The sequence below is a fragment of the Jejubacter calystegiae genome, from assembly GCF_005671395.1.
Classification (GTDB): domain Bacteria; phylum Pseudomonadota; class Gammaproteobacteria; order Enterobacterales; family Enterobacteriaceae; genus Jejubacter; species Jejubacter calystegiae.
This window is the reverse complement of record NZ_CP040428.1, coordinates 869,841-884,727: the sequence shown is the minus strand read 5'-3', so window position 1 is coordinate 884,727 and position 14,887 is coordinate 869,841. Positions and strand designations below refer to the sequence as shown.

General features: G+C 54.2%; 6 protein-coding genes and 2 pseudogenes. 2 read left to right on the top strand and 6 right to left on the bottom strand.

Annotated features, from left to right (window positions below):
* Nucleotides 1–219: 219 nt before the first annotated feature.
* Nucleotides 220–1,425 (top strand): BaiN/RdsA family NAD(P)/FAD-dependent oxidoreductase, encoded by a 1,206-nt coding sequence (locus FEM41_RS04170; RefSeq protein ID WP_138094735.1) that lies wholly within the window; start codon nt 220–222, stop codon nt 1,423–1,425.
* A gap of 21 nt (nt 1,426–1,446) precedes the next feature.
* On the opposite strand, the gene FEM41_RS04165 is transcribed toward FEM41_RS04170, so the two are convergent.
* The 4 genes and pseudogenes from FEM41_RS04165 to FEM41_RS04150 form a co-directional block, all read right to left on the bottom strand.
* Entirely contained in the window at nt 1,447–4,146 is a 2,700-nt protein-coding gene (locus FEM41_RS04165; RefSeq protein ID WP_138094733.1) for an autotransporter outer membrane beta-barrel domain-containing protein, read from the bottom strand.
* Nucleotides 4,147–4,487: 341 nt separating this feature from the next.
* Nucleotides 4,488–4,820, bottom strand: coding sequence for a hypothetical protein (locus FEM41_RS04160; protein WP_138094731.1), 333 nt, complete (start codon nt 4,818–4,820; stop codon nt 4,488–4,490).
* Between the two features lie 306 nt (nt 4,821–5,126).
* Complete coding sequence (locus FEM41_RS04155) at nt 5,127–5,378, bottom strand: MarR family transcriptional regulator (RefSeq protein ID WP_138094729.1); 252 nt, start codon at nt 5,376–5,378, stop codon at nt 5,127–5,129.
* Between the two features lie 228 nt (nt 5,379–5,606).
* Nucleotides 5,607–5,756, bottom strand: a pseudogene (locus FEM41_RS04150) (transposase); the annotation flags it as partial.
* A gap of 76 nt (nt 5,757–5,832) precedes the next feature.
* Between FEM41_RS04150 and FEM41_RS04145 the strand changes: the two are divergent.
* A protein-coding gene (locus FEM41_RS04145) for an IS3 family transposase (RefSeq protein ID WP_421804939.1) occupies nt 5,833–7,009 on the top strand; the annotation gives its coding sequence in 2 pieces (ribosomal slippage) (nt 5,833–6,089 and nt 6,088–7,009; 1,179 coding nt in all).
* A gap of 9 nt (nt 7,010–7,018) precedes the next feature.
* On the opposite strand, the pseudogene tnpA reads toward FEM41_RS04145, so the two are convergent.
* Both tnpA and FEM41_RS04135 read right to left on the bottom strand, forming a co-directional pair.
* Nucleotides 7,019–7,324: pseudogene (gene tnpA, locus FEM41_RS04140) on the bottom strand (IS200/IS605 family transposase); the annotation flags it as partial.
* Between the two features lie 176 nt (nt 7,325–7,500).
* Nucleotides 7,501–14,478, bottom strand: coding sequence for an Ig-like domain-containing protein (locus FEM41_RS04135; protein WP_168198759.1), 6,978 nt, complete (start codon nt 14,476–14,478; stop codon nt 7,501–7,503).
* Nucleotides 14,479–14,887 lie beyond the last annotated feature (409 nt).

The following is a 14,887-nucleotide window of genomic DNA, read 5'->3' as shown; positions in this document are numbered from 1 at the left end:
CGCCATTTTGTGGACATGAACGCGGCGCATTATCCAGGACAATTGCAGCGCGGGCCAAGTGAAATATAGACTTTTTTTGACATAACCTGATTCTTTCTGGAGAGTCTCAAGAAATTAGTTGTTTATTTTCATTAGGTTACTTTTAATATTCTTTCTTTGTCTGGTGTGACCAGCGAGGAATCTTTACAATTCGCCACCTCAAAGACGCGGGGAAACGGCGTGAAAAAGTTTGATGTCATCGTGATAGGTGCAGGCGCAGCGGGTCTTTTTTGCGCAGCGCAGGCGGGCCAGGCCGGGCTGAAGGTGCTGCTTGTCGACAACGGTAAAAAGCCCGGACGCAAGATCCTGATGTCCGGCGGCGGGCGCTGCAACTTTACCAACCTCTACGCCGAGCCAGGCGCTTATTTAAGTGCGAACCCTCATTTCTGTAAGTCCGCGCTGGCCCGTTATACCCAGTGGGATTTTATTGACCTGGTGGGACGCTACGGCATTGCCTGGCATGAAAAGACCCTGGGTCAGCTGTTCTGCGATGAGTCTGCTCAGCAGATCGTCGATATGCTGATGGCGGAGTGTGAAAAAGGTCAGGTAACGCTGCGGCTGCGTAGCGAAATTCTGAATATCGTGCGTGATGACGACGGCTATACGCTTTCCCTGAATGGCGACGAAGTCCGGACATCCGCGCTGGTGGTCGCCAGCGGCGGTCTTTCCATGCCGGGTCTTGGCGCTTCGCCCTTCGGTTACAAAGTGGCGCGGCAGTTTGGTTTACCGGTACTGCCTACCCGCGCCGGACTGGTGCCCTTTACTCTGCACAAGCCGCAACTGGCGCAGTTTCAGACCCTGTCCGGGGTGTCGGTGGCGGCGGTTATCAGCGCAGAAAACGGCGTCAGCTTCCGGGAAAATCTGCTGTTTACCCATCGCGGACTGTCTGGCCCGGCTGTTCTGCAAATCTCCAGCTACTGGCAACCGGGGGAGTGGGTGACGGTGAATCTGGTGCCGGACGCCGATCTGGCGGCTTTCCTGGATGAACGGCGGTCTGCCCAGCCGGATCAGAGTCTGAAGAACGCGCTGGCACAACAGTTGCCGAAGCGGCTGGTGGAGATTCTGCAAAGCGAAGGTCAGATACCGGATGTTACGCTCAGACAGCTGAACGTGCGCCAGCAGGAGGCGCTGGTGGATTTGCTGACCAACTGGCGGGTGCAGCCGAACGGCACCGAAGGTTACCGCACCGCCGAAGTGACCCTGGGAGGCGTGGACACCCATGCGCTTTCGTCACGCACTATGGAAGCACGGGAGGTTCCCGGACTCTATTTCATCGGTGAGGTGGTGGATGTCACTGGCTGGCTGGGGGGATATAACTTCCAGTGGGCCTGGAGCTCAGCCTGGGCTTGTGCCCAGGCGTTGCAGGAACGGCATGGCGCAGCATAAGGTGCGCCATGCCGTCGGCCATCAGAAGGTAAAGCGGTAGCCCGCGTTCACCTTCCGGTGGTCGTAACGATTACCGGTACTGGCATCGAACTCCAGCCAGATATGGTGATCGTCAGCAAGGGTTGCGTTTACCCCCAGCCCGCTATTCCAGGTATTGCTGCTCAGGCTCTCGGATTCGGGCGAACCGTTCAGGCGGTAACCGATATCCCCTTTGAATTCCCGCAGGTAGCCCGTTTTCAGGTAGATTTCCGTCGGGACACTCCCCTGAGTCAGGGTATAACCGGCCAGGATTTCGGCGCGACCAATCAGCGACTGTAAGTTGTCGAACCCCACCTTCAAGCCGTTACTGGCATGAGCGGATCTGACTAACTGGTAGTCCCAGCTTAACTGACCCTGGGGCTCCAGCCAGAAACCTTCACGGGCCTCGCTGAACCAGAAGCGTTTGCCGGATTCAACAGAGAGGTTATAGCCCCAACTGCCGGCCATACCGCTGACGTTATCGCCTGCGCTGTCCTGCACGCTAAAGCTATTCTTCATACGCGAAGCTTTGGCTATGGTGTCGATGTACCAGCCGTCGTCGGAGAGCCAGGTCAGGTAGCCGCCAAGGCTACTACTGGTGACGGTACCGTCGCCGCCGCGCAGGCTCTGGGTGCCCCGGGTATAGCCCATCATCACGCCAAGTCGGGCGTTACCCTGGCTGACCGGAATCTGGCGGTCGGCGCCAATTTGCCAGCCGCTGTAGTCCATGGTGAAACTGCTGAGTTTTCCGTTACTGAAGCTGTCGAAGCGCCCGCCGATACCGCGGATCCACATATTGCCGAGCTGCTGGCTCTGGCGAACCTCTCCCATGCGCTGCATCAGCGTTTCGTTTTCCGCCAGATTAAGCAGATAGGTACTGGTGAGTATCCCCGCTGCGGCGTTGGCGGTCGTAGTGATCTGCCCTGGTGACGGTTGTGGCGTCGGTATGGGTTGTGGTTCCGGTTCCGGTGTGGGTTCAGGTGTGGGTTCAGGTTGAGGTTCCGGCTGGGGTTCCGGCTGGGGTTCCGGCTGGGGTTCCGGCTGGGGTTCCGGCTGGGGTTCCGGCTGAGGTTCCGGCTGAGGTTCTGGCTGAGGTTCTGGCTCAGGTTCCGGCTCCGGCTCCGGGACTGTTTCGCTGTACAGCTCCCAGTTGGTAGCATTCTGGCGCAGGCGGTACTCGTAGCCCCCCAGTTCAACATTATGATTCAGGCTAAAACCCGCTGCGCCATCGGCAGTTTTTACCAGCGTCAGTACTTCGCTGCCGTTAGTGGTGGCTGCGCCATTGTTCTGCACGCTCAGGCTGTGGCTACCGGCACTGCTGCCGGTGACGACCAGCCGATCGCTGCGCAGCCCGGCAATATCGGTCTGCATAGCGAAGGCGCCATTGCCGGTAAGGTCGGTGACGGTCAGCGTGGTGGGCGTCCAGACACCGTCGGCTGCACTGCTGATAACGACGGTACCGTTATTGGTCAGGGTAGTAACATCGCTGTCGCCAGTCAGGGACCAACGGCTGGTTGCGTCCAGATCCAGAAGGCTCAGATTTTGTGTACGACCGGTGAGCGTTGCGCCGTTACTGAGCGTCATATCCAGCGCGCTGCCGTTGTCCACGGTGATATCTCCCATCAGTGTGGAGGCATCGGCCAGAATCTGCGCGTTACTGGTGGTGCCTGCCGTTGTATCCGCGCTTGCGCTGATGTTGCCATTCACCATACTGCCTTCGCTCAGATTCACGGTGGTGCTGGTGCCGGCTAAAGCAATCGCATCGCCATGACTGGCGCGTAACTGACTGGCAGTAATCTCAATAGGATGATCCGCTTCGCTACCCACGGCCAGGGCGCTGGCGCCGGGGCCGCTCACATCCACCGTGCTGTCACGCATGGAGAAGGTTCCGGCGCGAATCAGCAGGCCGTGCGCCTGCTCCCCGGTGGTCGTAATGCCTGCATTCTGTAACGACAGCGTACCGCCGGAGCGCACCGTTGCTCCCACGCCGTAATAACCGCTGGTATTGACGGCGGTGTCGGTGACAGTCAGGGTTCCGTTATCCGAAACCAGCCCTACACCGGTATTGCCATCGGTGGCAATAGTACTGTTGTTGATAGCGACCACTCCCTGGTTATAGGCGAAGACGCCGTAGCCCAGTTCTCCATGGGTGACAATGTTGCTGCCATTAAATTCCACGCTGGAGGCGCTGCCTCTGTAGGTTCCTGTTGAGAAAATCCCGGCGGCGCCATAACCATGGGTGGTGATGGTACTGTCGTTCTGTACCACGATACGACCGCCGAGCTCTGCCGCCAGGCCGTGTCCGCTCTCTCCCTCTGTAGAGACCGTGCTGGCATCAAGCGTGACCAGCGACGCCACGCCGTTTAGCGTCTGATAACGTGCCCAGGCGCCATAGACCATGGTGCCGCTGGTGGTGAGCTGGCTCTGTTTCAGGTTCAGGGTGCCGCCATAGGTGCTGTGGGCCGCTGCGGCGTTGTAAAGGTTTGAACTTAGGGTCAGGCGCTGGCCGTTAACGGTGGTGTCGCTGTTAACCCATATTGCGGAGTTATTGGAGCCGGTTGCGGTACTTGAATAGCTGGCATCGCTCAGGTCGTGAACCTGTTTGTCACTGGCCACATAACTGGCCGCCCAGCCGGAAGAGGTGACCATAATCGAACCGGTGGCAATAGCCAGTAACGGTTTTGATAATAAGCGCGTTGTCATAAAAACACTCCCTGTCAGCGCCCGTTGTTGGTTAACGGGCGGGAAATAGTCGATGAAAATACCCCCGATAATCAATCAGGACAGGATCGCGAGGTCTATTGCGGGATTAATTATAATAAAGAGTCTTTGTGAATGAGATCAGGATTATTTCCGGAGGCCCCTGTGATTCTAGTAATAATCTTATAAGGAGAATGGATGTTATTTGTCGGGTGTTGATATGTTTTCAGGTATATCTGATTCGACATCAGGAAGTAATCAATAGACAATGTCTAATGGTTATTTCCTGAAGTCGTGCCGGTGACCGATCGTACTCTGTTTGTAATTATGAATTGCCATATGAATCAGGGATTGCAGCTTCTATAAAGTGTAGAGGTAAAAATATGAAGTTCGTCAATGATTATTCGGAGGGTATAGTCGATCTCCTCGATAACTCCCAGAGTTTCAAAAATATTGCTTTCAATATCAATAGCGATATCCAGAATGTCGCTTACGGTATGATTATTTCCCGTCGGGTGGGTATGATTCAGCAGGTTGTTCAGGTGTCGTAGTTTATAGTAAAGGGTTTCCGGGGTGTCGGCATGGATGGTCTGTGATTTGTTCGCCAGGATACCTACCAGTTCGGTAGATTGAGATATGGATAAAACATCAATATAACTTCCTGAATATATATTCATGCCAGCGGTCTCCTTTTCATTATCTATCTACAGTGAGTTTTGTTAGTGATACATTCATGTTTTATATGATTCTTAAATATGAGTAAAGGGGAATATTCTCCGGATGGTTTAACGATTCGCTCATATGGTATCCTGGTGTGTAAGTTGAATTCAAGTTTAACATAAAAAAAATAACCTTATGAAATAAAAAGGAAATAAAAATACTTAAAGTAATGTCGTCAACCATGATTTGATATAAATCAATCCATCATGGATGATGAGTTTAAATAATTTTCCCCGAAATTGATTCGGGGAGTGATATAGTGTTTATATTGAAAATGAAGAAAATAGCCTTGCCAGGAATACACAGCGAATGCTTTCCAGGTTGCCAAGATGATATATATTTTTACAGCTATTCAATGCCTTGGATACGGCCTGTCTGCTTATTTTCTTTATTTCAGAAATTTCTTTTTGAGTTAATCCTGATGAATAGAGAATGATGATTTCCAATTGCCATGGAGTTAATTCTGGGAAAAGTTTATGAAAGCGGTTTAGGTTATTGTTGTTGAGTATATCCATTAGTGGCCCCTTGGTATTTGGTCGTTTAAAGAGTGAGCATGGATAAGGATAATAGAGGGTAGAGTAGACTGCGAATGAAATTCAAGGAATGGCCACGTGGAGTAAATAATATCAGTCACATTCTGTGATGGGATCCTGTTTTGGCGGGATGGAGTTTTTAGCTATCAGTAAAAATCCACCTGCATAGCAGGTGGCTTTGCCACGGCCCCCTAAAAGGGGGCTTAAACACTACTCTTCCAGGCCCAGCTGCATCTGACGTTCCATTTCTTCTTTCGCCACTTTATCCTGGTACCTGACGTACCTGACGTACCTGCGGATTATCTCTTCGTTCGCGCCCACTGAGTCCACAAAATATCCCCTCTGCCAGAAATGGTTCCCCCTGTAGTGGCATAGTTAATTTGGCCATCTGAACAGAGGTGATATCATCGCCTCATAGCCAAAAACAGGTGACATTATGACCGGACGTAGCAGACGCAATTTTAGCCCCGAGTTTCGCCTCGAAGCGGCCCAGCTGGTACTCGATCAACATTACACCGTTGCCGCTGCTGCTGCCACGGCAATGAATGTCGGTAAATCCACTATGGATAAGTGGGTCCGCCAGTTGAAAGAAGAGCGAGCGGGAAAATCCCCCGTGGCTTCACCAATGACACCCGGGCAGATTGAAATACGCGAACTGAAGAAAAGACTTCACGTGTTGAAATGGAGCGGGATATATTAAAAAAGGCTACCGCGCTCTTGATGTCAGACTCCCTGAACAGTTCTCATTAATTGAGAAACTCAGGGCGCGGTTTCCTGTTGCCGTTGTGTGCAATGTGTTTGGGGTTCATCGCAGCAGCTATAAATACTGGCGACAGCCAAAGAGGCCTGATGCCACACGGGTGGCGTTACTCAGTCTTGTTCGTGAAAGCTATCGCGAGAGTAATGGCTCCGTAGGTGCACGTAATATTGTCACGATGGTCACAAACAAAGGCGTAAAACTGAGCCGCTGGCGGGCAACAAAGCTAATGAAAGAACTTAATCTCATCAGCTGTCAGCAGCCCGGTCATCGATATAATAAGGCATCTAAGGAGCACGTAGAGATCCCCAATCATCTGGAACGCCAGTTTGCAGTAACAGAGCCTAATCAGGTCTGGTGCGGCGATGTGACTTATATATGGGCAGGTAAACGCCAGGCTTATTTAGCCGTTGTGCTTGATCTGTTTTCCCGGAAACCGGTTGGCTGGGCGATGTCATTTTTCCCGGACTCTGCACTGACAGCAAAAGCGCTGTCCATGGCCTGGGAAGCGCGGGGAAAGCCCGCTAATTTGCTGTATCACTCGGATCAAGGTAGCCACTATACCAGCAGGAGTTTCAGACAGTTACTGTGGAGATATCAGATAAAGAAAAGCCTGAGTCGTCGGGGGAATTGCTGGGATAACAGCCCGATGGAACGCTTTTTTAGAAGCCTGAAAACAGAGTGGGTACCGGATAATGGATACGCTAATTTTAGCGAAGCCAGCACAGCGATAACGAACTACATCACGGGATATTACAGCCAGCTCAGACCTCATCAATATAACGGTGGTCTGACGCCGAATGAATCAGAACGATTGTTCTGGAAAAACTCTAAAGCCGTGGCCAGTTTTTGTTGACCACTACACCCATAACTTTTTCTTCCTCAGATACAGATACTTCGCGAACAGCCTTATCGCTGTTCTCCCCTTCACGAAACCCATCAGTTCCGATACGCTCAGACTCGGCGGCGTTCTTACCACCAGATGAACATGGTCTGTCTGCACATTTAATTCCACCACCGTACACTTTTTCATGTTGCAGTAGATATAGATGCTACGGTAAAGCTCTTTACCCAGATTCCCCTTCAGGATTCTGTATCTGTACTTTGGCGTCCATACGAGGTGATACTGACAACGATAGAATACGTGTGAAGCGGATTCATATCTGCTCATGCTACTTACTCCCTTGATTTGCTGGTAACAAACCGGGGCAGTATTTAGCATGAGCATTCTACGGGCAAAGCCCCACAGATACGATCACCACCTCCATAGGAGGTGGTTTAGGGATGACAATAAAAATGCCGGTCAATGAATGACCGGCATGGGAGGTTTATTACGTCATATAACGGTTATGCAGTGGGGTGAAGCTCCAGCCCGTGCTGTACCAGCAATTCAGTATTGCTGCCGGAAACGGTGTACACATCATAAGTTACGCCACCGCTGGTAATGTCGCTGTGCTGTGTCAGACTGCTTTCCGATATGCCGGTCAGCTCAATCTGGTCACCGCTTTCGCCGGTAATGGCGAATTGTGATTTACCGTCGTTGACAAACAGATTCTGTTCGCTATGGCTGAGCACCTCGTCCAGAGACAGGGACAGGTGTCCCTGACTGGCATTGCTGTGCGCATCCACGGTAGCGTTAACCAGCTGTAGAGCATCTGACTGAGAATCTTCGACGGCGGCCATCAGCGTGGCTGCCGATGGCGTCGTCAGTTGTTCGCTGCCCCACGTAAAGTTGTCCACACGAATTAGCGCATCGCCTGCTTCCGAGCCAACATTGATCGTGATGTACGAGATAAGCTCACCCTCTGGGGCTTCCCAACTGATGTTAGTCACCTGAGTATCCGGAGAGGTCGGGATATCCTGGCTGAACAGCTCCTTACCGTCCGCATCGAAGTAGTGGACGGAACCGCCCGCAGCCGATACGGCCGCAACATCGAAGCTCACAGAGTTGGTTTCGCCACCAAAGCTGACCTGGGTAACGGATTGGGCAAGCAGCGTTAGAACCTGGGTACCGAAGGAATCAGGTGCAAAGAACCATACCCCTTTATCCGTAATTTCGTTGAAGTTAATTCCGTCTTCACGACCGCTGGTCACGTTGGTGAAGGTTAACCCGGAATCCAGAGTATACTCTTCGTTCAGGCCCAGAATATGCTTTGCATCCGCATCGAAATTGTCGCTACCGGTCGCAACGACAGCGAAGGAGATCGTATCGCTGGGCTCGCTCTTATTGCCGGCGGGATCCACCACGACGGTGTCAATGGCGTGTTCGCCATCACTCAGCGGAGTATCCGGCGTAAAGCTCCAGGAACCGTCGGGGTTTACCGCGACTGAACCGATAGGTTCACCATTATCGTTGATAATCACGGTTGAACCCGGCTCTGCATTGCCTTCGATCGTCGGCTGGGTGTCATCTGTCGCGCCGTCAGGTACGACATTACCGGTTTGATCGCCAGAGTTGTCGACAATGACGACATTACTTGCCGATTCTGGCGGAGTGGCGTCAACGGTGAAGTTGATAGCTTCAGAATCCGGGCTTTGGTTGCCAGCGGCATCTTCCACTACGGCAGTAAAGCTGTGCTCACCGTCTGCCAGGGCCTCCGGCGGGGTAAAGGACCAGGTACCGTCCGCGTTAACCACCGTGGAGCCAATGACTGTACCATCATCGGAGACAATTACCGTAGCGCCAGGCTCAGCCTTACCGCTGTAAGTTGGCTGATTGTCATCCGTGAGACCACCGTTGGTGATGGGGCCGGTGATATCGCCCACGTCATCAGTCAGCGTCGGGCTGGTGATGACAGACGGTGCGACGGTATCGATATTAATCGCCCAGGCCTCAGTTGGCGCGCTTTCACCCGTTGCCGGAGTTGTGACCGTTGCGGTGAAGTCATGCTCACCATCCGCCAGGGCGTTAGCCGGCGTAAATTTCCAGGCGCCGCTGGCATCAGAGAGCGTCGAACCAAGCAGTACACCTTTGTCGTAAACGGTGACAACACAGCTGGCAGTTGCTGAACCATTAATAGTCGGCTGATTGTCGTTGGTGATACCGGCGTTATCGATATTACCCGTGCCCGGCTCCACATCGTCCACCACACTGTCAATGGAGATGGTGACAGCAGTGGAGTTGATCGTGAAGTTGATGGGGTCAGAGGCTTCACTCTGGTTGCCGGCGGTATCTTCCACCACGGCGGAGAAGCTGTGATCGCCTTCCGCCAGGGCTTCAGACGGCGTGAAGGACCAGTTTCCATCCGGGTCAACCGCCACGGAGCCGATCACGGTCCCGTTGTCAGAGACGATCACCGTGGCGTCCGGTTCGGCCTGACCGCTGAAGGTCGGCTGGGTATCATCGGTGACGTCGCCGTTGGCGATGGGGCCGGTGATGTCGCCCACGTCATCGGTCAGTACCGGGTGGGTGATGGCATCCGGCGCCGTGGTGTCGACAGTGACCTCGAACGGTGCGGACGGCTCGCTGCGGTTCCCGGCAGGATCTTCGGCAATCAGTGCGATCTGATGATCACCATCGGCCAGGGGAGTTTCCGGCGTGAAGGTCCAGTCGCCATTTTCGTCAACCAGGGCAGAGCCCACCTCGGTGCCGTTGTCCGTGATTATAACGGTGTTGCCCGGCTCCTGATTTTTACCGGAGAAGGTCGGGGTGGCATCATCGGTGACGTCGCCGCTGGCGAGCGGACCGGTGATGGTACCCACATCATCGGTGACCAGCAGGTTATCCGGGGCGGTGATATCAATGGCATCCGGCGCCGTGGTGTCGATGGTGAAGTCGATGGGGTCGGAGGCCACGCTCTGGTTGCCGGCGGCATCTTCCACCACAGCGGAGAAGCTGTGATCGCCTTCCGCCAGGGCTTCAGACGGGGTGAAGGACCAGTTTCCATCCGGATCAACCGCCGCGGAGCCGAGCACGGTCCCGTTGTCAGAGACGATCACCGTAGCGTTTGGCTCGGCCTTGCCGCTGAAGGTCGGGGTGGTGTCGTCGGTGACATCGCCGCTGGTGATGGGGCCGGTGATGTCGCCCACGTCATCGGTCAGTACCGGGCTGGTGACGGCGTCCGGCGCCGTCGTGTCGACGGTGATGTTGATGGGATCGGAAGGCGGACTCTGGTTGCCTGCAGCATCTTCCACCACGGCGGTCAGGCTGTGATCGCCTTCCTCCAGCGGGGTATCCGGCGTGAAGGACCAGTTTCCATCCGGGTCAACTGCCGCGGAGCCAATGACGTTACCGTTATCCGAAACGATCACCGTGGCGCCCGGCTCGGCTTTGCCACTTAAGGTCGGAGTGGTATCGTCGGTAACATCGCCGCTGGCGATCGGGCCGGTAATGGTGCCCGCATCATCAGTCAGTACCGGGCTGGTGACGGTGTCCGGCGCCGTGGTGTCGACAACGACCTCGAACGACGCGGACGGCTCGCTGCGGTTCCCGGCAGGATCTTCGGCAATCAGTGCAATCTGGTGGTCGCCATCGGCCAGGGGCGTCTCTGGAGTGAAGGACCAGTTTCCATTCTCGTCAACCAGGGCAGAGCCCAGTTCGGTGCCGTTGTCCGTGATGATAACGGTGTTGCCCGGCTCCTGATTTTTACCGGAGAAGGTCGGGTTGGCATCATCGGTGACGTCGCCACTGGCAAGCGGACCGGTGATGGTACCCACATCATCGGTGACCAGCAGGTTATCCGGAGCCGTGATATCAATGACATCCGGGGCTGTGGTGTCGATGGTGAAGTCGATGGGGTCGGAGGCCACGCTCTGGTTGCCGGCGGCATCTTCCACTACGGCGGAGAAGCTGTGATCGCCTTCCGCCAGGGCTTCAGACGGGGTAAAGGACCAGTTTCCGTCAGCATCAACCGCCACGGAGCCGAGCACGGTCCCGCTGTCAGAGACGATCACCGTAGCGTTTGGCTCGGCCTTGCCGCTGAAGGTCGGCTGGGTATCATCGGTGACGTCGCCGCTGGCGATGGGGCCGGTGATATCGCCCACGTCATCGGTCAGTACCGGGCTGGTGACGGCGTCCGGTGCCGTCGTGTCAACGGTGATGTTGATGGGATCGGAAGGCGGGCTCTGGTTGCCGGCGGTATTTTCCACCACGGCGGTCAGGCTGTGATCGCCTTCCTCCAGGGGAGTATCCGGTGTAAAGGACCAGTTTCCATCCGGGTCAACTGCCGCAGAGCCGATCACGTCACCGTTATCCGAGACGATTACCGTGGTGCCAGGTTCAGCCTTGCCGCTGAAGGTTGGGGTAGTATCGTCGGTGACGTCGCCACTGGTGATGGGGCCGGTAATGGTGCCCGCATCATCGGTCAGTACCGGGTCGGTGATGGCTTCCGGCGTCGCCGTGTTAACCACGAAGTTGATGGGATCGGAAGCCGTGCTCTGGTTGCCGGCGGCATCCTGAACCACGGCGGAGAAGCTGTGATCGCCTTCCGCCAGGGCTTCAGACGGGGTGAAGGACCAGTTTCCTACCGCGTCAACTGTCACGGAGCCGAGCACGGTCCCGTTATCAGAGACGATCACCGTGGCGCCCGGCTCGGCCTGACCGCTGAAGGTCGGCTGGGTATCATCGGTGACGTCGCCGTTGGTGATGGGGCCGGTGATGTCGCCCACGTCATCGGTCAGTACCGGGCTGGTGACGGCGTCCGGCGCCGTGGTGTCGACAGTGACCTCGAACGACGCGGACGGCTCGCTGCGGTTCCCGGCAGGATCTTCGGCAATCAGCTTGATCTGATGGTCGCCATCGTCCATGGGAGTCTCCGGCGTGAAGCTCCAGTTTCCATTCTCGTCAACCAGGGCGGAGCCCAGCTCGGTACCGTTATCTGTGATGATAATGGTGTTGCCCGGCTCCTGATTTTTACCGGAGAAGGTCGGGTTGGCATCATCGGTGACGTCGCCGCTGGCGAGCGGACCGGTGATGGTACCCACATCATCGGTGACCAGCAGGTTATCCGGGGCCGTGATATCAATGACATCCGGGGCTGTGGTATCGATGGAGAAATCAAACGATGCGGACGGATCGCTGTGGTTACCGGCAGGATCTTTGGCAATCAATTCGATCTGATGGTCACCCTCATCCATGGGGGTGACAGGGGTGAAGGACCAGTTTCCTTCAGCGTCAACCAGGGCGGAACCCAGTTCGGTGCCGTTGTCCGTAATAATAATGGTGTTGCCCGGCACCTGATTTTTACCGGAAAAGGTCGGGTTGGCATCATCGGTGACGTCGCCGTTGGCGATCGGGCCGGTAATAGTACCCACATCGTCGGTGACCAGCAGGTTATCCGGGGCCGTGATATCGATGACATCCGGGGCCGAGGTATCGACGGTGAAGTCGATAGAGGGGGAAGCTGAGCTCTGGTTACCATTACCGTCAACGACTACAGTAGAGAAGCTGTGCTCGCCATCGGCCAGGGCTTCAGTCGGCGTGAAGGACCAGGATCCTTTACTGTCTGCGACGACTGAACCTATGGCTGCGCCGTTGTCATAAATGACCACCGTGGCGTTCGGTTCGGCCTGGCCGCTATAGGTTGGGTTAGCATCGTCGGTGACGTCGCCGCTGACGATGGGGCCGGTGATATCGCCAACGTCATCGGTTAATACCTGATTCGTGGCTGTATCGGGTGCCGTAGTGTCATAGACAATTTTGACCATATCGCTGATAGACTGATTACCAGCCAGATCGGTAGCAGCAACCCAATAGGAGTAGTTACCTTCGGTGGGTAACGTGACCGGAATGCTCCAGGTACCATCGCTGTTGGGGGTAAGAGCGATAGTGTTAATCGCATTATTGCTATCGCTGTAGTACAGCGTCAGCGTGGACCCCGGTTCGGACGTGCCGGAAATAGTCAGCGTGCTGTCATCGGTAATATTGCCATGCTCAAGAACGTTTCCAGTAATTGGGCCGACATCATCCTGAATATTGGTAATAACCGGTTTTTCAGCGACCGTATCCAGATTGACGATGAAGTCATCCGAGTGTGCCGATTCTGAAGTACCGTCAGTTGACGTTGTGGTTATGACATGGTCGCCATCTCCGCTCAACGCCGTTTCCGGCGTAAAGCTCCAGGCGCCGTTGGCGTCGACCTGAGCGCTGCCCAGCAGGGTGTCGCCGTCATAGATGTTGACGATGGTATTAGGATCGGCCGTACCCGTAATGGTCGGGGTGGTATCGTCTGTCGGCTGACCGCTGGTGAGTTCCCCCACCTTGCTACCCACGTTGTCATTCACTGAGGAAATCCCGGGCACGGCATAGTCAAAGCCCGTGGTAACGGTATACGGCATGGAGGTGATGTAAGTGTCGCTCCCGGGATCCTTCATCAACACTTCGAAGGTGTATTGGGAATTATCCTCCAGATCAGGTGTATACGACCAGTCGCCGTTTTCATCAACGAGGACAGAACCCAGCAGCTTGGTGTTTGCGAAAATCAGTAAGGTCAGTCCGGCGGCGTTCGGCTCATGGCCGTGCAGAGTCGGAGTCAGATCGTCAGTGACACCGCCGTTGGCGATATTACCCTGGTGAAGCCCGTTATCGTCGGTGATACCATCGATATTCAGTTTACCCTGGGGGGGATTTGAATCCGCGAGCGTTGTACCATCCTCTACGGCATTGATGGTAAACGGCATGGAAACCAGAACCCCCGAACCGCCGGGATCCCCGAAAATCACTTCAAAAGTATAAGATTTACCTATCTCGCCTAATGTGGGTGTTGTAAAGCTCCAGGTGCCATCTTCATTAACGACCGTGGTACCAATAATTTGAGTATTCGCGTAAATGACCAGCTTCATACCCGCGCCGTGAGGCACTGTACCGCTCAACGTTGGGGTCAGATCGTCGGTAACGATCGGCGTGGTCACGCCCTGATTGGCGATATCCCCGGTGGCAGGGCCTTGATCGTCAGTAATACCATCGATCAGGATACCGCTGGTACCATCCCACGGCGGTGTCGGCAGGGCGTCTGCCGACACGATGTCGCTATCTACGGTGGTGGATAGCGCAGAGACGGAAACCACCTGATCCTGTACCTCGGTAGTATCAATGGCCTGAATCTTAGTTTCCGTTACTGGAACGGCAAGCACGGCCGGGCTGGTGTAATAACCAGGAATGATGGCGGCCGGCAGAGAGGATTCTTCTGTGTGGATTAACAGAGAATCGCCCTGGCGACTTAATAAAATATTATCCAGGTCGGAAGTATTGGAAGAATCATCCAGCAGATAGTAACCCTGCTGAATAAGTGGGAGCGTGACAACTTCATCTGCGCTGGTAGAAGCCAGCAGATCAAAAGTCTGAGATGGCTGTTGGCCATCGTTAGCTGTCAACGAGAAACGACTCATATAGGAGCCTCCTTGTATTGATTTCATCAGTTGTTTTGTTTTTTACATCAGGTTCTGCATATGCCTGCAGTCATTTGATTCATGTTTGATTTTTTTTCGTATTCCGAACGGAGCCTTGTATTTATTGATCCTGATATATGAGGATACACTCGTACCTTAAATTGCTCTGGATCGTGCCTCTCCCACCATTTACCATGTCGGAACAACATAGTCGCTATTGATGTGGAATTAAATATCTGAATTTAATGTTGTTGTTTTGATTGTTAGTTATTCTCTGATGGCTCAAGGATTTTGTCATTTTTAATCAATGTGTTATGTGGTTTTTCTTATTTTTTCTAAATAAACAAAAAGCGACATTTATTTTGTGAGTTTCTTTGATTTTGTTTTATTAAAAATGAAATTTGTTTTT

Bases quoted from the DNA above. Each gene is read 5' to 3' on its own strand.
- FEM41_RS04165 (WP_138094733.1), bottom strand. From the start codon at position 4,146: ATGACAACGCGCTTATTATCAAAACCGTTACTGGCTATTGCCACCGGT.
- FEM41_RS04160 (WP_138094731.1), bottom strand. From the start codon at position 4,820: ATGAATATATATTCAGGAAGTTATATTGATGTTTTATCCATATCTCAA.
- FEM41_RS04155 (WP_138094729.1), bottom strand. From the start codon at position 5,378: ATGGATATACTCAACAACAATAACCTAAACCGCTTTCATAAACTTTTC.
- FEM41_RS04135 (WP_168198759.1), bottom strand. From the start codon at position 14,478: ATGAGTCGTTTCTCGTTGACAGCTAACGATGGCCAACAGCCATCTCAG.